Source organism: Ruegeria sp. CF1 (genome assembly GCF_056537445.1).
In genome coordinates this window covers 1-22,260 of the sequence record NZ_JBQFRN010000013.1, presented here as the reverse complement: position 1 = coordinate 22,260, position 22,260 = coordinate 1, and the positions used below count along the sequence as shown (strand labels likewise).

Genomic DNA, 22,260 nt, shown 5'->3' with positions numbered 1-22,260 from the left:
TATGAGCGATAGTGACGGCAAAAAGACATTGGGTCTTCGTGGCGGGGCACGCCCCGGAAATGTGAAACAGAGTTTCAGCCACGGACGCACCAAGAATGTCGTGGTGGAGACCAAACGCAAACGCGTGGTCGTACCCAAGCCGGGCGCGACCAAACCAAGTGGTGGTGCGACACCTTCGGGTGATCCTTCGCGTCGCCCAGCGGGTATTTCCGATGCGGAAATGGCGCGTCGTATGAAGGCGTTGCAAGCCGCCAAAGCGCGCGAGGCTGAAGAGGCCGCTGCCCGTGAGGCGCAGGAAAAGGCGCGCGAAGAAGAACGCGCACGCCGCCGGGCCGAACAAGAGGCCAAGGAACGCGAGCAGCGTGAAGCTGAAGAGCGTGCCCGTGCCAAGGCCGAAGAGGAAGAACGCAAGCGTAAAGAGGCCGAGGAAGCAGCCCAGCGTGCTGCCGCAGCCCCGGCACCCGCCGAGCCCAAAGCCGCGCGCAGCCCATCCAGCAAGCCTGCACCTGCTGCTGCACCGCGCAAGCAGGATCGCGAGCGTGAGCAGCGTGGCCGTGGCAAGGGCCGTGACGACAACCGCCGCTCGGGCAAGCTGACACTTGGTCAGGCCACTGGCGGCGAAGGCAATCGCCAACGCTCGATGGCCGCGATGAAACGCAAGCAGGAGCGTGCGCGCCAGAAGGCCATGGGCGGCACGGTCGAGCGGGAAAAGGTGATCCGCGACGTTCAGCTGCCCGAGGCGATCATGGTCTCGGAATTGGCCAACCGTATGGCCGAGCGTGTCGCTGACGTTGTCAAATCGCTGATGCAGATGGGCATGATGGTCACGCAGAACCAGACCATCGACGCTGACACCGCTGAACTGATCATCGAAGAATTTGGCCACAAGGTCACGCGTGTCTCTGATTCGGATGTTGAAGACGTCATCAAAGAGGTCGAAGACAGCGATGACGATCTGCAGCCCCGTCCGCCGGTCATCACCATCATGGGTCACGTTGACCATGGTAAGACCTCGCTGCTGGATGCGATCCGCGACGCGCGTGTTGTTGCCGGCGAAGCTGGTGGCATCACCCAGCATATCGGCGCCTATCAGGTGAAAACCGATGGTGGCACCACGCTGACCTTCCTGGATACACCGGGCCACGCGGCCTTTACTTCAATGCGCTCGCGCGGGGCTCAGGTCACGGATATCGTGGTTCTGGTTGTCGCCGCTGATGACGCGGTGATGCCGCAGACGATTGAGGCGATCAACCACGCCAAAGCGGCCGAAGTGCCGATGATCGTGGCGATCAACAAGATCGACAAGCCCGACGCGAATCCCGACAAAGTCCGCACTGACTTGCTGCAGCACGAAGTGATCGTCGAGAAGATGTCGGGTGAGGTTCAGGACGTTGAGGTCTCGGCCATGACTGGTCAGGGTCTGGACGAATTGCTGGAAGCCATTGCACTGCAGGCCGAGATTCTGGAACTGAAAGCCAACCCAGATCGCGCCGCCCAAGGTGCCGTGATCGAGGCGCAGCTGGATGTGGGCCGTGGTCCCGTCGCCACCGTTCTGGTTCAGAACGGCACGCTGCGTCAGGGCGATATCTTCGTTGTGGGTGAGCAGTACGGTAAGGTCCGTGCGCTGATCAACGACAAGGGCGACCGTGTCAAAGAAGCTGGCCCCTCAGTTCCGGTCGAGGTTCTGGGTCTCAACGGCACGCCCGAAGCAGGTGACGTTCTGAACGTGACCGAGACCGAAGCGCAGGCCCGTGAGATCGCTGCTTATCGTGAGCAAGCCGCCAAGGACAAACGCGCCGCTGCTGGTGCCGCGACCACCCTTGAACAGCTGATGCAGAAGGCGAAGGAAGACGAAAACGTCACCGAGCTGCCTATTCTGATGAAAGCGGATGTGCAGGGCTCTGCCGAAGCCATCGTTCAGGCGATGGAGAAGATCGGCAACGACGAAGTGCGCGTACGCGTTCTTCACTCGGGTGTTGGTGCGATCACCGAGACGGATGTCGGCCTGGCCGAAGCCTCCGGTGCACCGATCTTTGGCTTCAACGTGCGTGCGAACGCATCGGCGCGGAACACCGCCAACCAGAAAGGCGTCGAGATCCGGTATTACTCGGTGATCTACGATCTGGTTGATGACGTGAAAGCAGCCGCATCGGGCCTGCTGAGCGCCGAGATTCGCGAAAAGTTCATCGGTTACGCCGAGATCAAAGAGGTCTTCAAGGTTACCGGCGTCGGCAAAGTTGCTGGCTGTCTGGTCACCGAAGGTGTTGCCCGCCGCTCGGCTGGCGTACGCCTGCTGCGCGACAACGTGGTGATCCACGAAGGCACGCTGAAGACCCTCAAGCGTTTCAAGGATGAAGTGGCCGAAGTTCAATCGGGTCAGGAATGCGGTATGGCGTTCGAGAATTACGACGATATTCGCGCCGGCGACGTGATCGAGATTTTCGAACGCGAAGAGGTCACGCGTACGCTGGACTGATCCGGATCTAGAAAGAAACTTGAAACAGCGGCCCCACTAGGCCGCTGTTTTCATTTAGGTTAGTCCGTGCGCGACGACAGAAACGTGCCCGATGGCATGATGATGTCGAAGTGATGCTTGCCCTTCTGCAGATCGAAACTTACCGAATGTCCGGCCTTACGCAGCAATTCCGCATAGTCACGGCTTTGGCGGATGAACTCGGGCGTATCCCGCTCGGCGACGGTTACCCTGTAACGCGGTCCCGGTGCGGGCAGGTTGAGGCAGGGTGAGAGATCGTGAACCTCGACCTTGGTCAGCTGCAGTGGATCATTCACCGATGTCAGGCTTATCGGGACAAGGTCATATACCCCGCTGATCAGGATCACATTACGTACCCGCAGACCGGTCTGCGCAAACGCCTTTGAAGACGTCGCCATGACCATCGCGACCAGATGGGCGCCTGCACTATGGCCTGAAAGTGTGATGTTTGATGGATCAAAACCCAGTGTTTCGGCCTGTGACGCGAGCCACAACAAGGCGGTACGGCATTCGTCGACCATCTGCCCCAATCTGGCATCGGGGGCGAGCGTATAATTCAGCGTGGCAAAGGCTTGCCCGTTCTCATGCAATACCGGTGCCATAGGGGCCGACTCACGCTGGCTAAGCGCCTGCCAATAGCCACCATGAATAAAGACATGCAAAGGCGCGTTGGCGCCAGGTGCGGGGAAGAAATCTAGAACTTGCGTCGGGCTGTCGCCATAGGAACGGTTTTCGTGCATCCTAATTTCAGACCGTGCCTGTGCGCTGAGGGCAGAATAGCTGGCTAGATATGGCGTCAGATCACCGCCAATCATTGAGCTAGGGGAATACTCCTGCTCAAGCTCTTCTTGGGTGAATCCGCGATACAGCATGGCCTATTCCCCAGTATACATCAGTTCGGTTCGCACGTCGTAGAGGTCGTGGAAAAACCGCAACTCCAGCGCTTTGCGCAGGAAGGCCACGCCGCTAGATCCACCCGTTCCGGGCTGCATTCCGATCACGCGCTCAACCGCGGTTGCATGATCGAATCGCCACCTCTGGAACAGAGATTCCACATCCATCAGTTTTTCGGCCAGCGCGTAAAGATCCCAGTATTGCTCCGTGTTGCGGAACACTTCGACCCAGATTTTGACGATACGCGGATCGCCGGAGTAGGGCTTTGCGTAATCCCGCTCGATCAGATCATGCGGCACGTCAAACCCTTGCCGGGCCAGCATCCGCAGCACTTCGTCATAGAGCGAGGGTTTGGTAAGAGCCGCGTTCAGCATCTCCATCACTTCTGGGTCATGCGCATGCACTTTCAGGGTCGCGGGATCTTTGTTGCCCAGAATGAACTCGATTTGGCGATAGCCATAGCTTTGAAAGCCTGACGAACTGCCTAATGCGTCTCGAAACGTCATGTAGTCCGCGGGAGTCATAGTCAGTAGCGTCTCCCACGCGGCGATCAATTGCCGTTGGATCGCCTTGATCCGGTCGAGGTTCTTCATCGCCGGACCGAAATCGTCCTGCTGCAAGAACCGGCGGACTTCGACAAGTTGATGGTGCATCAGTTTCAGCCACAGTTCGCTGACCTGATGAATGATGATGAACAACATCTCATCAGGTTGGGCCGGGTCCTGAAAGGTCTTTTGCAGGTTCAGCAGAGTCTTAAGTTGCAGAAAATCCCCATAGCTTTTGCGGTGAGTTTCTGTGAAATCGGTGACCAGAGACTCTTCGATTCCCCGTTCTGTATACCTGTCTTTGTCGCCCATGTGCTCCTCCAGACGCGCGGGTTTATCCCTGTTTAGGGACAAAACCCGCACGGTTCCAGAGCGTTAGGTCCAGTCCAGAACCACCTTGCCTGATTGACCGGATTTCATGGCCTTGAATCCCTGGGCAAAGTCATCGACCGCGAACTGGTGGGTGATTACGCGGCTGACATCCAGCCCGTTCTGCAACATGGCGATCATCTTGTACCAGGTCTCGAACATCTCGCGCCCATAGACACCCTTGATGGTGATAGCTTTGAACACGATGCGCGACCAGTCCACCGGAGATTTTCCGGGCGGAATCCCCAACAGTGCGATCTTGCCACCCATAACCAGCGCTTCAACCATCTGGTCCAGCGCGGCTTGCGAGCCCGACATTTCAAGCCCGACATCAAAGCCCTGAGTCATGGCCAGTTCCGCGATGACATCCTGCAGATCCTCTTTGGACACATCAACTGTGCGTACCGTTGGTACCACGTGTTCGGCCAGTTTCAGGCGGTCGGGGTTGATATCGGTGATCACTACATGCCGGGCACCGGCATGACGGGCAACGGCGGCGGCCATGATGCCGATAGGGCCTGCGCCAGTAATCAATACGTCCTCGCCCAGCAGATCGAAGCTGAGTGCAGTGTGCACGGCATTGCCCAGCGGGTCGAGGATCGCCCCGATCTCATCCGGTACGTCGTTAGGCAGGGGCACCACGTTAAAGGCAGGCAGTTTCAGGTATTGCGCAAAGGCACCCTGTTCATTCACACCGATACCGCGCGTGCCGGGATCAAGGTGGAACTTGCCCGCACGGCTCTGGCGGCTGTCAGGGGTGATCAGATGCCCCTCGCCTGAACAGCGCTGGCCGACCGTCATCCCTGTCACGTTGCGACCCAATTCAACAATTTCACCCGCGAACTCGTGGCCGGTGATCATCGGGATCGGCACGGTGGCCGCAGCCCATTCATCCCAGTTCCAGATATGAATATCCGTGCCGCAAATCCCGGTCTTGTTGATGCGGATCAGAACCTCGTCTGGGCCGATCTCGGGTACCGGGGCCTGCACCATCCACAGACCTTCCTCGGGCTTGGATTTCTCAAGGGCTTTCATCGTGTTGGGCCGCATCAGATTATCCCCAATTCTTTGCCGACCCTGCCAAATGCCGCGAGCGCCCGGTCTAGTTCGTCGCGTGTTAGAGCCGCATTCATCTGCGTTCTGATTCGGGCCTGACCACGCGGCACGACAGGGAAGAAAAAGCCCGAAACATAGACGCCTTCGTCAAACAATCGCGATGCCATATCCTGCGCCATGGTCGCTTCACCCAGCATGACCGGGATGATCGGGTGTTCGCCCGGAAGTAGGTCGAAGCCCAGATTCTCTAACCCGGCGCGCCAGTACTTGGCATTGCCGAACAATTGGGCGCGCAGCATGTCACCTTCTTCAACCAGACGGATTGCCTCAAGCCCTGCGGCAACGATGGACGGCGGCAGCGAGTTTGAGAACAGATAGGGCCGCGCCCGCTGCCGCAGCAGGTCGATCACTGGCTGCGGCCCGGCGATATAACCGCCGATTGCCCCCCCAAGTGCCTTGCCCAAAGTTCCCGTCAGAATATCCACGTCGACGCCGAAGTGGTCCGGCGTGCCCGCTCCGTTTGGCCCCATAAAGCCGGTGGCGTGGCAGTCATCGACCATCACGATGGCGTCGTATTTGTCGGCCAGCTCGCGAATCTTCGGCAGATTGGCCAGATAGCCATCCATTGAGAACACGCCATCGGTTGCGATCATGATATGCCGCGCCCCGTCCTCACGCGCTTGTTTCAGCCACGCTTCGAGGTCATTCATGTCGTTGTTCATGTAGCGATAGCGTTTTGCCTTGCACAGCCGTACCCCGTCGATGATCGAGGCATGATTTAGACTGTCAGAGATGATGGCGTCTTCGGGCCCTAACAATGGCTCAAACAACCCGCCATTGGCGTCGAAGCAGGCAGCGAACAGAATTGAATCGTCCTTGTTCAGGAACTTTGCCAGCTTCTGCTCAAGTTCGCGATGAATGTCCTGCGTACCGCAGATGAACCGGACCGAGGCCATGCCGAACCCCTTGGGCTCCATGACGCCTTTGGCGGCGTTGATCAGCGCGGGGTGATCGGCCAAACCCAGATAGTTGTTGGCGCACAAGTTGATCACCTGCTTGTCGCCCACCGTAATCTCACCGCCCTGAGGCGAGGTGATCATCCGTTCGCGCTTGTACAGACCCTCTGCCTCAATCTGCGCGAGTGTATCCGAAATATGGGACAGGAATGCTTCAGCCATGGCGACCTCCGTTAATCTGAGTCGCACGTCTAACATAGCGGATGAAATTCCCAAATAGGAGAATTACAGTATTTGGGAAAAATATCCGTGAAGGCGGAATCTTGCCCGTTCAGGCGTTTTTTACGATCAGGAAAACGCGGGCCGGGTTTTCAGCGCTTATCGAATGCGTAATATCGGCGGCATACCGGGCGGTATCCCCTTGTTTCAGATCGCTGGATGCCGTTCCCGAAGTGACACGGACGGCGCCTTCCAGCACAGTCAGTTGCTCTCGTGCGCCGCGCGCATGAGGCTGGCTGTTCAGGCTCCCATTGGCCTGAAACTGAATATCATAGACCTCGTGTCCTCCGGCCTCTTCGGGGGGAGAGAGGATGCGAATCCGGCATTTCTCGCCCATATTGTCGATACTGGGCACTTCTGCTTGACGCAGCACTTCGATCTGGTCGGTCGTTTTGGCGTCTTCCAACAGTCCGGCGAAATCCACCTGCAGAGCGCGCGTCAGGTTCCACAGGGTAGAAATTGTGGGGCTGCTTTCACCACGCTCGATCTGGCTGACCATGGAACGCGAGACGCCGCTGAGGTTGGCGACCGCCTCTAGCGACAGGCCTTTGGCGCGGCGCGCCTCTTTCAATCGGGCGGGCAGGCGCGTCAGAATATCGTCTGTGTTTTCCGTCATGACGGAATCCATGGGTGTTGCGCAACGTAATGTCAATTCCGGCGTGACAGTGAGTCTAATATGAAGATCATGCTGCAGGTGCATAATGGGCGCGAGACTTGGAGGAGAAAACATGACGGACATAGTAATACTGGACGGTGCGCGCACAGCCATCGGGACCTTTGGCGGTGCGTTGGCCTCGACCGCTCCGATCGATCTGGCGACCGTGGCGACCGAGGCGGCAATGGAGCGTTCGGGCGTTGAAGGCGCGCAGATTGATCATGTTGTCTTTGGTCATGTGATCAACACCGAACCGCGCGACATGTATCTATCGCGTGTCGCCGCAATGCAGGCGGGTATTCCGAACGGGACTCCGGCGATGAACGTGAACCGGCTGTGCGGTTCGGGGGCGCAGGCAGTAGTGTCGGCGGTGCAGGCGCTGATGCTAGGCGATGCCGAGTTTGCCGTGGCGGGCGGTGCGGAAAGCATGTCGCGCAGCCCTTATGTCGTACCGCAGGCCCGTTGGGGGGCGAAGATGGGCGATGTCAAATCGCTCGACATGATGCTAGGTGCGCTGAACTGCCCATTCGGCACCGGGCATATGGGGGTGACCGCCGAGAATGTGGCAGATGAACACCAAATCAGCCGCGAACAGATGGACGCGTTTGCGCTGACCAGCCAGACCCGTGCGGCTGCGGCGATTGAGGCCGGGTATTTCGACAGCCAGATCGCGCCGGTGCAGGTCAAGGTCAAGCGCGACATGGTCGACTTCAAGGTCGATGAACATCCCAAGGCCACCACTGCCGAGGCGTTGGCCGGATTGCGCCCGGTATTCCAGAAAGATGGGCGGGTGACGGCGGGCAACGCCTCGGGCATCAATGACGGCGCGGCGGCGATGGTTTTGGCGACAGCAGATGCTGCAGAAAAGGCGGGCTTGAAACCTAAAGCGCGCGTGATTGGCTATGCCCATGCCGGCGTGCGACCCGAGGTGATGGGCATCGGCCCGGTTCCAGCTGTGCAGAACCTGTTCGCAAAGACGGGTCTGTCTTCGGATGATTTCGACGTGATCGAAAGCAACGAGGCGTTTGCGGCGCAAGCTCTGGCCGTCAATCAGGAATTGGGTCTGGACGCTGCAAAGGTGAATCCGAACGGTGGGGCTATTGCGCTGGGCCATCCGGTGGGCGCCACAGGGGCGATTATCACGCTTAAGGCATTGTATGAGTTGGAGCGTATTGGCGGATCGAAAGGTCTGATCACCATGTGCATCGGCGGAGGTCAGGGGATTGCCCTCGCCATCGAGCGGCTCTGAGTTGGACCGGGGCAAGGGGGGGCTGTCTGCCCCCCATCGCGCCGGGGCGCGATTCCCCCCGAAGGTATTTTTGGCCAGATGAAGCGGTCGGGTTGGTTTAGCTGAGTGCGAAGATGACAAGCGTCGCGGCTATGCCTGCGGCCGCGCCGATCGCTGCTGGCAGAAGGTTTGCGATGAAACCAGGGGTCTTTGGGTCGTCTTTTTGGGTCTGGGCAATCAGGGCATTTTCCACCAGACCGGGCAAGCGGGGGCCGAAACGGGCAAGCACCAGGGCGGTTTTACCAAAATCGCGCAGGGCGGCGCGGGGGCCGATGGATTGTTTGATGTAATCCTCGACCACCGGTCGGGCGACTTCCCAGATGTTCATGTGATCATCAAGCGAGCGGGCGACGCCTTCGACCACCACCATGGTGCGTTGCAGCAGGATCAGCTCGGTGCGGGTTTCCATGCCAAAGCGTTCAGTGACTTCGAACAGGTAGCTTAGCAGCCGACCCATCGAGATATGGGTGGCGTCCATGCCGAAGATTGGCTCACCTACCGCGCGCAAGGCGCGGGCGAATTCGTCGACGTCCTGATTGGCAGGCACATAGCCTGCTTCGAAATGGACTTCAGCCACGCGTTTATAGTCGCGGCGGATGAAACCAAAGAGAATCTCGGCATATACCCGGCGAGTATATTCATCGATATGACCCATGATGCCGTAGTCATAGGCGATAATGTCCCCGTTCGCAGCGACCTTGAGGTTGCCTTGGTGCATGTCGGCGTGAAAATAGCCGTCGCGTAGCGCGTGCAATAGGAACAGGCGGAGCACGCGCTCAGCCAGATCGCGGCGATTATGTCCGGCAGCGTCCAGCGCGTTGTTATCTCCCAAGGGAATGCCATCAGCCCAGCTGAGCGTCATGACGCGGCGTGCGGATAGCGACCAGACCACCGGAGGCAGCCAGAATCCGGCATCATCCTTGGTATTGGCAGCGTATTCCGAGGCGGCGGCACTTTCCAGACGCAGGTCCAACTCGCCGCGTACTACGCCGTCGAAATGCTCGATCACTTCCATCGGGCGTAGTCGGCGCGCTCCGGGGGCGCAAAGTTGCACCATACGCGCGGCGAAATAGAACGCGTCTACATCCTTGCGGAAGGCGCGCTCGATACCCGGTCTCAGGACTTTGACAGCAACGTCTTCGCCTGTGCTGGTCAGCTTGGCCTTGTGAACCTGAGCAATCGAGGCAGCGGCGATGGGTTCACTGAACTCACTGAATATCTCTGACGTCGGTTGGCCTAATTCTTTCTCGACCTCTGCCATTGCTTCAGCTTTGGAAAAGGGCGGCAGCTTGTCTTGCAGAACACGCAGTTGCTCGGCCAGTTCATTTCCCACTACGTCGGGGCGGGTCGAAAGCACCTGCCCGAATTTGATGTAAGCCGGACCCAATGCGGTCAGGGCACGGGTGGCGGGCGGCATCTCGGGGTCGCCCTTGTAGCCCAGCCATTGGAACGGTTTGCCCAGCGTATGCGCCAGAATACGTACGGCGCGCGGCGCTTCAAACGCGTCCAGCACCACATTCATGGCACCGGTGCGTTCCAGCGTGGCGCCCGTCCGGACCAGGCGAATGATGTTGTGGGGGCCGCGCATCTAGATCTTCCAGCCAGAATGCAGTGCGGCAATGCCCATGCTCAGGTTGCGGTATTTGGCGTTTTCGAACCCGGCGGTGCGGACCATGTTCAGGAATGTCTCCTGATCTGGGAACTTGCGGATCGATTCCACAAGGTACTGATAGCTGTCGTAGTCGTTGGCGATCAGCTTGCCCATACGCGGGATGACATTGAAACTGTAGAGGTCGTAAAGCTTCTGCAGCCCGTCATTGGGTAACTGGCTGAACTCAAGCACCATCAGACGACCACCGGGCTTCAGAACGCGATAGGCCTCGTTAAGCGCCTCTTGCGGGCGGGTGACGTTCCGGATGCCGAAGGAGATGGTGTAGACGTCGAAGGTGTTATCCTCAAAGGGCAGCGCCATCGCATCGCCCACCACCCAACTCAGGCTGTCGGACATCTGGTCGGCCTCGGCGCGCTGGCGGCCTTCGACCAGCATCGGCTCGGTCAGGTCCAGCACGGTAGCATGGCCGTGGCCTGCGCGCTTCAGAAAGCGGAACGAGATATCGCCGGTGCCGCCCGCCACATCCAGAAGCCGCTGACCGGCGCGCGGGGCAAGCCAGTCCATCATCGCGTCTTTCCAGACCCGGTGGATGCCCATCGACATCACGTCGTTCATCACGTCGTATTTCGAGGCGACCGAATTGAACACGCCCTGCACGCGGCCGGCTTTTTCAGCCTCGCGCACGGTTTCGAACCCGAAATGGGTGGTCTTGTCGTTGGTGTCGGACATTTGCCTTGCCGTTTGTCGAATTTCGCCTCTGTTATAGGGCGATAAGAGGCGGGCACAATGCGGCCCTTTGGAATAGGAGCCCTGTAATGCCCGAATTGCCCGAGGTCGAGACAGTAAGACGCGGCCTGAGCCCCGCAATGGAGGGCGCAGTGATCGAAAGGGCGGATGTGAATCGCCCCGATTTGCGTTGGCCTTTCCCGGCTCGGATGGCCGAGCGGCTGACGGGGCAACGGGTGGATCGGCTGCGGCGACGATCGAAGTACATTCTGGCGGATCTCAGCAGTGGCGAGACGTTGTTGATCCATCTGGGCATGTCGGGGCGGATGACGGTCTCTGGCGATCCGCTCGGACAGTATGCGCATGAGCATCCGATGGCGCAGAAACATGATCACGTGGTGTTTCATATGGCTAATGGCGCACGCATCACCTTCAACGATCCGCGCCGGTTCGGGGCAATGGATCTGCTGCCGACGGCAACGGCAGAGCAGCACAAGCTGCTATCGGTTCTGGGACCTGAACCGTTGGGTAACGATTTTCACGAACAGCACCTGATAGACGCCTTCAAAGGCAAGAACAGCCCGGTCAAATCGGCGTTGTTGGATCAGGGAATCGTTGCCGGTTTGGGTAATATTTACGTCTGCGAAGCGCTTTATCGCGGCAAGGTGTCGCCACGTCGCAAAGCGGGACAGATTTCTGCGCCACGCGTTGCGGCCCTTGTGCCGATCATCAGAAAAGTGTTGCAGGACGCGATCGAAGCGGGGGGGTCATCGCTGCGCGATTTCCGCCAAGCCGATGGAGAACTTGGATATTTTCAGCACAGCTTTGACGTCTACGGCCGCGAAGGAGAGCCTTGTCGAACCGAGGGTTGTGGCGCTGAAATCAAGAGAATCACCCAGTCCGGTCGCTCATCCTTCTATTGCGCGCAATGCCAAAGATAACTTGATCCAGCGAAATCGCGTGATAAGGAATCGTACCTGAACGGAACAACCGGAAGCTTACACCTCATGGCTTTTGAGACGATCATCGTCGAAATCGAAGACCACGTCGCCCTTATCAAGCTCAACCGCCCCGATGCGATGAACGCGCTGAACACCCAGTTGCTGGGTGAGCTGTGCGAGGCGCTGGAAGATGCGGATAGCAATGACAAGGTGCGCTGCATCGTCATCACCGGCTCGGACAAGGCCTTTGCCGCCGGTGCGGACATTAAGGAAATGTCCGAGATGAGTTTTGTCGATGTATTCGACGTCAATCTGTTTGCAGACGCCAACGATAGGGTTTCCGCGATCCGCAAACCTATCATCGCCGCCGTTGCCGGTTACGCGCTGGGCGGTGGGTGTGAACTGGCGATGCTGTGCGATTTCATCATCGCTGCCGACACCGCCAAGTTCGGCCAGCCCGAGATCAATCTGGGAGTCATCGCGGGGCTTGGTGGCAGTCAGCGTCTGACCCGCTTCGTTGGTAAGTCCAAATCGATGGACATGAACCTGACAGGCCGCTTCATGGACGCTGAAGAGGCCGAGCGCGCGGGATTGGTCAGTCGTGTCGTGCCCGCCAAAAAGCTGATCGAAGAGGCAACCGGGGCGGCGCAGAAGATTGCAGAGAAATCGCAGATCACGGCCATCGCGGCCAAAGAGGCTGTGAACCGCAGCTATGAGCTGCCGCTGAGCGAAGGCATGCTGTTTGAGCGTCGGGTATTCCATTCGATGTTCGCGACAGAGGACCAGAAAGAAGGCATGGCCGCGTTTCTGGAAAAACGTGCGGCTCAGTTCCGCGACAAGTGATCATAATCGTCGCTTAGTGATATTAGGCGGGCAGACCCCGCCTTTTTCCCTCATCACATACTGGAAGAATCAGCTTGGCAAACCTGCCAAACTTGGTTAGAGACCGCCGTCATACATGCGCGTGCGGCCCGCTTGGCCCGACTCACACTCGTGATTTCTGATCCGGTGCGGATATGTCCGTGGCGCGCAACCCAAGATAAACGTACCGAACAAAAGGTCAGAGACACATGGCAAATTCGCCCCAGGCAAAGAAACGCGCCCGTCAGAACGAAAAGCGCTTCGCCGTCAACAAAGCGCGTCGTTCGCGCATCCGTACCCACCTGCGCAAAGTTGAGGAAGCGATCGCATCCGGCGACAAGGACGCAGCTACCGCAGCCCTGCGCGCCGCTCAACCCGAGTTGATGCGTGGCGTCACCAAAGGCGTCTTCCACAAGAACACCGCAGCCCGCAAAATGTCGCGCCTGTCGGCGCGCGTCAAAGCGCTGGGCTGATTCTTTGGGAAAACGCGTCAAGCGTTGATTTACGAAAAAGGCGTCGCTGATTGCGACGCCTTTTTCATTGTTGCCGGAAAGCCGCGTCTTCACGAAGCCGAGAGATTCTTTCGCCCAGAACCCCGAGTCAATATCAGAGTTTCGTTGCCCGGACCCTTGGGCTCTTGCTACGACTTAGTCAGCGATTCACTCGCTTGGGGGGACAGGCTGTTCCAAGGATCTGACCGACGGGCATCGGAAAGATTTAGGAACGAATGTTCGAAAGCTGGCTTCGGTCAGTTGGACGATCTGCTCTGGGTCTCGGGTTAGCCGAAGATCCTGGCCCTGTCGATAAATTGGAATATCATGCGCATCCCGGATTCCGGGTGTGCCCCCATTTTGGGGCCGTGCTGTATTGGACTGCGATGATATTCGAGCGTACCCGCCAGACCATCAGGTTTGGCGAAACGTTCCCTTGTGTGTGAGCGCCATAAAGGCCCGTAATTCGGGACACATTAAAAAAGGCCTTAAGGCCAATAATGAATGGGATGCGTGAGGCGCCGAATGACACAAGAGAAATGGGGACAACTGCGTAGCAAATTGATGAAGGCGGTTGGGAAGAACAATTTTACCACCTGGATTGAACCCTTGGAGTTTCAGGAGTTGCAGGATGGTGTAGCGGTGTTCTCGGTGCCGACCAACTTCATGGGCAACTATGTCAGTCAGAATTTTGCGGACCTTATTCTCTATGAGCTGAACACATCGGGCGAAAAGGTTCAGCGCTTGGCGTTTCGCACAGCGGCCAATTCGTCAGCCCGTCCCACATTGGTGGAAGAGTCCAAGCCATCTCCCGCGCCAGAAACCCGGCCCGCTGTTACAGATACAGCCAATGATGCACTTGAAGCACTACAGGCTGCGCCACTGGATGCACGGTTTACCTTTGATAGCTTTGTTGTTGGCAAACCCAACGAACTTGCACATGCCGCAGCTCGCCGCGTATCCGAGGGCGGCCCGGTAACTTTCAATCCGCTCGTGCTCTACGGCGGTGTTGGACTGGGTAAAACCCACCTGATGCACGCGATTGCGTGGGAGTTGAAAACCAAGCACCCCGAGTTGAATGTGCTTTACCTGTCAGCAGAACAGTTCATGTATCGCTTTGTGCAGGCCTTGCGTGAACGCCGCATGATGGATTTCAAGCACTTGTTCCGTTCGGTCGATGTGCTGATGGTCGATGACGTGCAGTTCATCGCTGGCAAGGATTCGACGCAGGAAGAATTTTTCCACACGTTCAACGCGCTGGTGGATCAGAACAAGCAGATCATCATCTCGGCCGACCGCGCGCCGGGCGAGATCAAGGACCTTGAAGACCGCGTAAAGTCACGCCTGCAATGTGGCCTTGTCGTCGATCTTCATCCCACAGACTACGAATTGCGTCTGGGAATCCTGCAGAACAAAGTGCAGCAGTACAGCAGCACTTATCCCGATCTGACCATTGCTGATGGTGTATTGGAGTTCCTTGCACACCGCATCTCGACCAATGTGCGCGTGCTGGAAGGGGCGCTGACCCGCCTGTTTGCCTTTGCCTCGCTGGTCGGGCGCGAGATCGATATGGAGCTGACGCAGGATTGTCTGGCCGATGTACTGCGCGCCTCCGAGCGCAAGATCACCGTCGAAGAGATCCAGCGAAAGGTCTCGGATTATTACAACATCCGCCTCAGCGATATCATCGGCCCTAAACGCCTGCGGTCCTATGCGCGTCCGCGTCAGGTGGCGATGTATCTGTGCAAGCAACTGACCAGTCGGTCGCTACCTGAGATTGGCCGTCGATTTGGCGGGCGCGACCACACCACGGTCATGCATGGCGTGAAGCGCATCGAAGAGCTGAAGTTGACCGATGGCCAGATTGCCGAAGATGTTGAGATGCTGCGCCGGGCCTTGGAAGCCTAAACCGCACTGAATCCTTGAAAAACACCCCGGGCTATTGCGTTCGGGGTGTTTTCTTGTGCGCTATTGTCCACGGTTGAGAATGATCTGGTGTGTTTCACGCGCGCTGCTCTTGACCACCGAGGCAATCCGACCCAGAAATCCGTAAAAAATCCTTGTGCCTCAGGGCTGAGACGCTAACGTGCCAGTCCCGCCTATTTCGGCACGCAAGTCAAAGGAACAGAGGGTATGAAGATCAGCATCGAACGCGGCACCCTTCTCAAGGCCGTTTCGCAGGCCCAGTCAGTTGTCGAACGTCGCAACACCATTCCCATACTTGCCAACGTGCTGATCGAGGCCGAAGGCGATCAGGCGCTGTTTCGTGCCACCGATCTGGACATCGAAGTGGTCGACAAGGCCCCTGCGCAGGTCGAGAAAGCGGGCGCCACGACTGTTGCGGCCACAACGCTACATGAGATCGTACGCAAACTGCCCGATGGGGCGCTGGTGACCCTGACCGCAGATAGTGCAGCTGGGCGGTTGACCGTGGAAGCGGGGCGCTCGAATTTTTCTCTGGCCACGCTGCCGAAAGAAGATTTCCCGGTTATGGCGTCTTCAGAATACCAATCGAACTTTACGGCGTCGGCGGCATTGTTGCGCCGGCTGTTCGATAAATCGAAGTTTGCCATTTCCACGGAAGAGACGAGATATTATTTGAACGGCGTTTACATGCACGTTGCGGATGGTTCCGAGGGCGGCAAGGTACTGCGTTGCGTGGCGACTGATGGTCACCGCTTGGCACGGATCGATGCGGATCTGCCGGATGGTGCAGCGGATATGCCGGGCGTGATCGTGCCCCGCAAAACCGTGGGCGAACTGCGCAAGCTGCTGGATGATGACGAGATGGACATCGCCGTCTCGGTCAGTGAAACCAAGGTGCGGTTTGCAACGCCTGACATCACGCTCACCTCGAAAGTGATCGACGGAACGTTCCCAGATTACACACGTGTCATCCCGCAAGGTAACACGCGCAAGTTAGAAGTCGACGCGGCTGAATTCGCGCAGGCCGTGGATCGTGTGGCGACAGTTTCGTCCGAGCGGTCGCGGGCCGTCAAACTGCAATTGGATGCGGATAAGCTGGTTCTGTCAGTGAATGCACCCGACAGTGGTGCGGCTGAGGAAGAGCTTGCAGTTGCTTACGGGGATGAGCGCCTGGAGATCGGGTTCAACGCTAAATACCTGCTCGAAATCGCGTCTCAGGTGGATCGTGAAAATGCGGTGTTTATGTTCAACTCGGCGGGTGATCCGACACTGATGCGCGAAGGCAACGACCAAAGCGCAGTATACGTCGTAATGCCGATGCGCGTCTGATTGCCTCGACGGGGTGATCTCTAACGAAAGAGAGGGGTCATGGGACTGGCCCTGACCGAGCTTACGGTCTCGCATTTTCGGTCTCATAAGCTGGCGCGCCTGTCGTTGGACGGGCGGCCGGTGGCGATCCATGGGCCAAACGGGGCCGGTAAGACCAACATACTGGAAGCGGTTTCTCTGTTCTCACCCGGGCGCGGGATGCGGCGGGCAAGCGCCGCTGAGATGACACGGCGCCCCGAGGCGCTGGGGTGGAAGCTGATTGGGCTATTGAATGCGCAAGGACAGAATTTCGAGATTGAAACTTGGTCCGAAGGTGGTGCGGCGCGGCAGGTGCGGATTGATGAGAAGACCTCAAGCCAGATTGAATTGGGAAAGCTGGCGCGGGTAGTTTGGTTAATCCCATCGATGGACCGTCTCTGGATCGAAGGGGCCGAAGGGCGGCGGCGGTTCCTCGACCGGATCGCGCTGAGTTTTGATCCGGCACATGCCGAGGCATCTCTGACCTATGAAAAAGCGATGCGCGAGCGGAACCGGTTGCTGAAAGAACAAGTTCGCGATGCCCATTGGTACGCGGCGCTGGAAGGGCAGATGGCCGAGATGGGGCATCGCATCCACGCCGCGCGGTTGAGTGCGTTGGAGTATCTGCGCTCAGCACAGGATAAAGCTGAGACGGCCTTTCCGTCAGCGGATCTTGAATTGGTTCAAACCGAAGGTGCAATGCCTGAGACGGCGGAAGACTTGCGAGAAGCTTTGGATGAAAGCCGGTTTCGCGATCTGGCCGCCGGGCGGACTTTGGTCGGCCCGCATCGATCAGACCTGTATGGTGTATATTCCGCCAAGGGCGTTCCTGCCAAAGATTGCTCGACCGGTGAGCAGAAAGCACTGCTGGTATCGCTGATCCTATCAAACGCGCGAGCGTTGGCGGAGATGGTTGGAGCACCTCCTATTGTATTGCTGGATGAGGTGGCCGCGCATCTGGATGCGGGTCGGCGCGCTGCGTTGTATGATGAGATTTGTGCGCTGGGCGCACAGGCCTGGATGACGGGCACCGGGCCTGAGCTATTTGCGGAATTGGGGGATCGAGCCCAAACGCTGGTCGTTACCGAAGGCGACGAGGGCTCGGTCGTCAGCGTTTAGGCAGGCTCGCCGACTTTGCGTTCCCAAAGGAAGCCGCGCATCACTTCGTCGACCGGGGTTTTGGCCATGTGGTTGACGTAGTTCGACATGGTTTTTTGTGCCAGACCCAGTACGACATCCAGGACCGCACGGTGGGAATAGCCAGCGTCAAAGAAGGCCTGCAGCTGTTCTTCAGTCGGGTTTCCACGGGTTTCCATCACTTGCAGGGTAAAGGTGCGTAGCGCTTCCAGCTTGGCCGTGGGCAGCGGAGTTTCGTTGCGCAGCGCCTCGGTGATCTCGTCAGAGACTTTCATCATCTTTGCGATGCCGGTATGCGCAGGCACGCAGTAATGGCATTCGTTTTCGACATTGATGGTTTGCCAGACAACGGTTTTTTCGTCGTTGTTGAAATCGGTCTGCAGAAACAGGCCGTGCAGAACCTGATAGCCTTCCAGATGCTGGGGGCTTTCAGCCATTACTTTATGAAGACCGGGCAGGCGGCCGAATGCAGCCTGAGATTTCTCAAGCAGCGGCTTGGACCCTTCCGGGGCGGTTTCTAGGTCGTGAGACGGGAAATTGGCCATGTCAAAACTCCTGTTTCTGGCGCGATGAGTCGTATTTAGGGTTTCTTGAGCGATCACTCAAGTATATATTTGAGCGAACGTTCAAAAATTGGTGAAACGATGCCCCGCAAACCCTCATATGACCGAGACGCGCTTATCGCGCAGGCGCGAGATATTTTCTGGCGTCACGGCTGGGCGGGGACGTCGCTTAAGGATCTCGAGCGAGAGCTGAAGCTCAAACCGGGTAGCTTCTACGCGGCGTTCGGGTCGAAAGATGCGCTCTACGCCCTGGCGTTAGAGCGGTATACTCAGGAAGGGGTTGCCAATATGAACGCTTTGGCGCAGGAATTGGGCCCGCTTGGTGCTCTTAAGGTGCAACCTCGTCGTGTGATCGAGGCGTCGGAGCTGCCAACAAAAGCCTGCATGTTGGCGAAGACTTATGCGGAATTGCAAGCCAAAGACCATGATTTGGCTGATCAGGCGCAGAGCCATATGGCTGACATGAAAGCTTGTTTTGCGAACCTCTTTCGCCGCGCGCAGAAGGCCGGAGAAATCGCGCCAAGTCATGACCCGGATCGCTTGGCGGCGCGCTATCAATCCGACCTTCTGGGGTTGCGATTGTCAGCCGAACGGGACGATGTGAACGCGGCAGAAATCGCCGAGGATATTGCAGCAGACCTTGATCGGCTTTGATCCGCAAATTAAGCGGATCAGAACCACAAAATATAGGGGGAGCACGTGACAATCCCCACCAGAAAACGTATAAGTTACCAAAATAATATAGGTACTAACGGCATGTCCGAAGACGCACAGGCACCCCAAGAATACGGCGCTGATTCCATCAAAGTTCTCAAAGGCTTAGAGGCAGTTCGCAAACGTCCCGGTATGTATATCGGGGATACGGACGATGGTTCGGGTCTGCACCATATGGTGTACGAGGTTGTCGATAACGGAATTGACGAGGCACTGGCCGGTCATGCCGACCATGTGACTGTAAAAATTCACGCGGATTCCAGCGTTTCGGTCAGCGACAACGGACGTGGAATCCCGGTGGATATCCACCCCGAGGAAGGTGTTTCAGCGGCTGAAGTCATCATGACCCAACTGCACGCTGGCGGTAAGTTCGACAGCAACTCGTACAAGGTGTCAGGCGGTCTACATGGGGTGGGCGTCTCGGTGGTGAATGCGCTATCCGATTGGCTGGAACTGCGCATTTGGCGGGCCGGCAAGGAACATGTGGCGCGTTTTGAAGGTGGAGAGACGGCGGAACATCTGAAAGTCGTTGGCGAGTGTGGCGATCGCACGGGAACCGAGGTACGATTTCTGGCCTCGACCAACACGTTTTCGAACCTCGAATACTCGTTTGAGACGCTGGAAAAGCGCTTGCGCGAGCTGGCTTTCCTGAACTCGGGCGTGCGGATCATCCTGATCGACGAGCGCCCTGCTGAGCGGCTGGAAACCGAGCTGTTCTACGAGGGCGGCGTCAAAGAGTTTGTCAAATATCTCGACCGGTCCAAGACCCCGGCGATGCCCGAACCGATTTATATCAAGGGCGAGCGTGACGATATCGGCGTGGAAATCGCGATGTGGTGGAATGACAGTTATCATGAGACCGTGCTGCCCTTCACCAACAACATCCCGCAGCGCGATGGCGGCACCCATGTGGCTGGCTTCCGTGGTGCACTGACCCGGACGATCAACAACTATGCTCAGTCCAGCGGGATCGCGAAGAAGGAAAAGGTCAGCTTTACCGGTGACGATGCACGCGAAGGCCTGACCTGCGTGTTGTCTGTGAAAGTGCCCGATCCGAAATTCTCGTCCCAGACCAAGGACAAGCTGGTCAGCTCTGAGGTTCGCCCGGCGGTCGAAGGTCTGATGAACGAGAAGCTGGCTGAATGGTTCGAAGAGAACCCGAATGAGGCTAAGGGGATTGTCGGTAAGATCATCGAGGCGGCTTTAGCGCGCGAGGCCGCCCGTAAAGCTCGCGAATTGACCCGCCGCAAGACTGCGATGGATGTGAACTATCTGGCTGGTAAGCTGAAGGATTGCTCTGAAAAAGATCCGTCCAAGACTGAAGTTTTCCTGGTCGAGGGGGACTCGGCTGGTGGTTCTGCCCAGACCGGTCGGGATCGGCTGACTCAGGCTGTTCTGCCTTTGCGTGGCAAAATCTTGAACGTGGAACGGGCGCGGTTTGACCGGATGTTGTCGAGCCAAGAGATCGGTAACCTCGTGATGGCGTTGGGCACCGGCATTGGCCGCGACGAATTCAACATCGAAAAACTGCGTTACCACAAAATCGTCATTATGACGGACGCAGATGTTGACGGCGCGCATATCCGCACCCTCTTGTTGACCTTCTTCTACCGGCAAATGCCAGAGTTGATCGAGGGCGGGTATCTCTACATCGCTCAACCACCGCTATACAAGGTTTCTAGAGGTAAATCAGAGGTTTACCTGAAGGACCAGGCTGCGCTGGATGATTATTTGATCAATCAGGGCGTCGAAGGCGCAGTACTTAAATTAGGCTCGGGCGAGGAAATCATCGGCCAGGACCTGACCCGCGTAGTGGATGAAGCGCGCCAGCTGAAGCGTGTGCTGGACGCCTTCCCAACGCATTATCCACGCCATATTCTGGAGCAGGCTGCTGTAGCCGGTGCTTTCGTGCCCGGCGCTGTTGATGCCGATTTGCAGGGCGTGGCCGACAAGGTCGCGGCGCGCCTTGACTTGATCGCACTGGAATACGAACGCGGCTGGCAAGGCCGCATCACACAGGATCACGGCATCCGCCTCGCGCGCATCCTGCGCGGTGTGGAAGAAGTACGCACACTGGACGGCCCCATGTTGCGTTCGGGTGAGGCCCGCAAAACCGGCAGTTTCACCCAAAGCCTGCAAGAGGTCTACAACACCCCCGCAACATTGGTGCGTCGCGATCGGGGTCAAGTCATACACGGCCCGCTCGACCTGCTGCGCGCGATTCTGGAAGAAGGCGAAAAGGGCTTGTCGCTGCAACGCTACAAAGGTTTGGGAGAGATGAACCCCGATCAACTCTGGGAAACAACGCTGGACCCGGACGCGCGGACCCTGTTGCAGGTACGCGTGGATGATATGGTCGAGGCCGATGATCTGTTCACCAAACTCATGGGTGATGTGGTAGAGCCACGCCGTGAATTCATTCAAAAGAATGCTCTGAGTGTGGAGAATTTGGATTTTTGAGCGGTTGTAGGGACGCGCACAAACCTTCACGCACCCCATAAGTTTGCACGATTTGCCCATAAGTTTGCACTGTTTCACGATAATAGTGCAGAGGAGAGCAAGTAAATCGCCTTATGCGGGTGTCGAAGGATAGGTTTCAGTTGCTCAAGGATTGAACACCTGATCGCGATACCAGATCAGGTTCTCCTTGTGCCCAGCAGTTTGACCAGAGACCTGCTTGGAATGTCCAGAAAACGAGCTCATTGCCGGTGCGGACAATTTACTCGAAAACCTAGGTGTCCCGTCGTCCTTGAAAGTCACCAGACCCTTGAAAATGCTGTATCCCATGATGCTGACAGCAAATAGCTTTATTCGGATACCCTAAGGTCTGTAGCTCGTTCAGCTCTCTTTTCGGGCAGTGTCGCAAAGCGAATACCCTTTAAGGAGAGCTTGTCGCGCAGGTCGTTCATCCTATGCAAGTCATATGCGCTTCCTTCGGGCACAATCATGAGAATTTCGGGCACAAGTTTTTGAATTAACGCCAATTGCCCCAGTATACCGATAATATCGCGGCGGTTGACTTGACTACGATATGACTTTGTTTCGATTGCAAACCGGCGTCCGTCTGCACAGTCCACGACAAGATCGGGTTTGACCGGTTCGATGACTTTGCCCGAGAGAATGGTGACATGACTGGTGTTGAACAACTTCGCCCCAAAGCGTTCGAAGTAGTCGGTCACGATGGTTTCGAACTGCTGAGCTCTTTCCGGTGCAGAAATCGCAGCGCTGGTGACTGAATTAGGCGCTTGCTTTCTCTTTTTTCGTAGTTCGTCATACTTTTTCTTGAGCGCAACCTGACCGGAATGGCCCGCAAAGATGTCAATGAGCGTTCAAAACTGACCCGGTTTCAGCATTTAAATTTGACCCACCCTATGTGGCGCAAAGCCCCCAGGCGGGCCGCCCTCAT

19 protein-coding genes are annotated in these 22,260 nt (G+C 57.5%); 10 read left to right on the top strand and 9 right to left on the bottom strand.

Going from position 1 to position 22,260, the window contains the following annotated elements:
* Position 1 precedes the first annotated feature (1 nt).
* Positions 2-2,476: a translation initiation factor IF-2 gene (infB, locus tag ACRZ96_RS18265; RefSeq protein WP_170395359.1), complete on the top strand. Its 2,475-nt coding sequence runs from the start codon at positions 2-4 to the stop codon at positions 2,474-2,476.
* Positions 2,477-2,535: 59 nt separating this feature from the next.
* Here the strand turns inward: infB and ACRZ96_RS18260 are convergent, their stop codons facing one another.
* The 5 genes from ACRZ96_RS18260 to ACRZ96_RS18240 all read right to left on the bottom strand — a co-directional run bounded on the left by ACRZ96_RS18260 (position 2,536) and on the right by ACRZ96_RS18240 (position 7,209).
* Positions 2,536-3,366 (bottom strand): alpha/beta hydrolase, encoded by an 831-nt coding sequence (locus ACRZ96_RS18260; protein WP_170395361.1) that lies wholly within the window; start codon positions 3,364-3,366, stop codon positions 2,536-2,538.
* Positions 3,367-3,369: 3 nt separating this feature from the next.
* Positions 3,370-4,245: a tryptophan 2,3-dioxygenase gene (locus tag ACRZ96_RS18255; protein WP_170515673.1), complete on the bottom strand. Its 876-nt coding sequence runs from the start codon at positions 4,243-4,245 to the stop codon at positions 3,370-3,372.
* 63 nt (positions 4,246-4,308) lie between these two features.
* Positions 4,309-5,337 carry an L-threonine 3-dehydrogenase gene (gene tdh / locus ACRZ96_RS18250; RefSeq protein WP_480707599.1) on the bottom strand — a complete coding sequence of 343 codons (1,029 nt, stop codon included), beginning with the start codon at positions 5,335-5,337 and terminating at the stop codon, positions 4,309-4,311.
* 14 nt (positions 5,338-5,351) lie between these two features.
* Positions 5,352-6,536, bottom strand: coding sequence for a glycine C-acetyltransferase (locus ACRZ96_RS18245; RefSeq protein WP_480772283.1), 1,185 nt, complete (start codon positions 6,534-6,536; stop codon positions 5,352-5,354).
* 109 nt (positions 6,537-6,645) lie between these two features.
* Positions 6,646-7,209 carry a helix-turn-helix domain-containing protein gene (locus ACRZ96_RS18240; protein ID WP_170395365.1) on the bottom strand — a complete coding sequence of 188 codons (564 nt, stop codon included), beginning with the start codon at positions 7,207-7,209 and terminating at the stop codon, positions 6,646-6,648.
* Between the two features lie 112 nt (positions 7,210-7,321).
* On the opposite strand from ACRZ96_RS18240, the gene ACRZ96_RS18235 reads away from it, so the two are divergent.
* Positions 7,322-8,497, top strand: a complete 1,176-nt coding sequence (locus ACRZ96_RS18235; protein WP_170647239.1) for an acetyl-CoA C-acyltransferase family protein — start codon at positions 7,322-7,324, stop codon at positions 8,495-8,497.
* A gap of 97 nt (positions 8,498-8,594) precedes the next feature.
* Here ACRZ96_RS18235 and ubiB read toward each other — a convergent pair whose 3' ends face one another.
* Positions 8,595-10,124 carry a 2-polyprenylphenol 6-hydroxylase gene (gene ubiB, locus ACRZ96_RS18230; protein WP_170408659.1) on the bottom strand — a complete coding sequence of 510 codons (1,530 nt, stop codon included), beginning with the start codon at positions 10,122-10,124 and terminating at the stop codon, positions 8,595-8,597.
* Positions 10,125-10,877 (bottom strand): bifunctional demethylmenaquinone methyltransferase/2-methoxy-6-polyprenyl-1,4-benzoquinol methylase UbiE, encoded by a 753-nt coding sequence (gene ubiE / locus ACRZ96_RS18225; protein ID WP_223117462.1) that lies wholly within the window; start codon positions 10,875-10,877, stop codon positions 10,125-10,127.
* 86 nt (positions 10,878-10,963) lie between these two features.
* On the opposite strand from ubiE, the gene mutM reads away from it, so the two are divergent.
* The 6 genes from mutM to recF all read left to right on the top strand — a co-directional run bounded on the left by mutM (position 10,964) and on the right by recF (position 17,559).
* Positions 10,964-11,815 carry a bifunctional DNA-formamidopyrimidine glycosylase/DNA-(apurinic or apyrimidinic site) lyase gene (gene mutM, locus ACRZ96_RS18220; RefSeq protein ID WP_170626310.1) on the top strand — a complete coding sequence of 284 codons (852 nt, stop codon included), beginning with the start codon at positions 10,964-10,966 and terminating at the stop codon, positions 11,813-11,815.
* Positions 11,816-11,881: 66 nt separating this feature from the next.
* The gene (locus ACRZ96_RS18215; RefSeq protein WP_170395375.1) at positions 11,882-12,658 is read left to right on the top strand and encodes an enoyl-CoA hydratase; all 777 of its coding nucleotides are present in this window, start codon (positions 11,882-11,884) and stop codon (positions 12,656-12,658) included.
* Positions 12,659-12,885: 227 nt separating this feature from the next.
* Positions 12,886-13,149, top strand: coding sequence for a 30S ribosomal protein S20 (rpsT, locus tag ACRZ96_RS18210; protein ID WP_010442545.1), 264 nt, complete (start codon positions 12,886-12,888; stop codon positions 13,147-13,149).
* 543 nt (positions 13,150-13,692) lie between these two features.
* Entirely contained in the window at positions 13,693-15,075 is a 1,383-nt protein-coding gene (dnaA, locus tag ACRZ96_RS18205) for a chromosomal replication initiator protein DnaA (protein WP_170395377.1), read from the top strand.
* A 225-nt stretch (positions 15,076-15,300) separates the two neighbouring features.
* Positions 15,301-16,422: a DNA polymerase III subunit beta gene (gene dnaN, locus ACRZ96_RS18200; protein ID WP_010442547.1), complete on the top strand. Its 1,122-nt coding sequence runs from the start codon at positions 15,301-15,303 to the stop codon at positions 16,420-16,422.
* 39 nt (positions 16,423-16,461) lie between these two features.
* Entirely contained in the window at positions 16,462-17,559 is a 1,098-nt protein-coding gene (gene recF, locus ACRZ96_RS18195) for a DNA replication/repair protein RecF (protein ID WP_170515653.1), read from the top strand.
* On the opposite strand, the gene ACRZ96_RS18190 is transcribed toward recF, so the two are convergent.
* Positions 17,556-18,122, bottom strand: a complete 567-nt coding sequence (locus ACRZ96_RS18190; RefSeq protein ID WP_170423365.1) for a carboxymuconolactone decarboxylase family protein — start codon at positions 18,120-18,122, stop codon at positions 17,556-17,558. The genes recF and ACRZ96_RS18190 overlap by 4 nt on opposite strands.
* Before the next feature lie 99 nt (positions 18,123-18,221).
* Here ACRZ96_RS18190 and ACRZ96_RS18185 point away from each other — a divergent pair, with 99 nt between their 5' ends.
* Together ACRZ96_RS18185 and gyrB are read left to right on the top strand one after the other, a co-directional pair.
* Complete coding sequence (locus ACRZ96_RS18185) at positions 18,222-18,794, top strand: TetR/AcrR family transcriptional regulator (RefSeq protein ID WP_480707585.1); 573 nt, start codon at positions 18,222-18,224, stop codon at positions 18,792-18,794.
* A 102-nt stretch (positions 18,795-18,896) separates the two neighbouring features.
* The gene (gene gyrB, locus ACRZ96_RS18180; protein ID WP_170395385.1) at positions 18,897-21,314 is read left to right on the top strand and encodes a DNA topoisomerase (ATP-hydrolyzing) subunit B; all 2,418 of its coding nucleotides are present in this window, start codon (positions 18,897-18,899) and stop codon (positions 21,312-21,314) included.
* A 347-nt stretch (positions 21,315-21,661) separates the two neighbouring features.
* On the opposite strand, the gene ACRZ96_RS18175 is transcribed toward gyrB, so the two are convergent.
* Positions 21,662-22,033 (bottom strand): hypothetical protein, encoded by a 372-nt coding sequence (locus ACRZ96_RS18175; RefSeq protein ID WP_480814911.1) that lies wholly within the window; start codon positions 22,031-22,033, stop codon positions 21,662-21,664.
* Between the last annotated feature and the right edge of the window lie 227 nt (positions 22,034-22,260).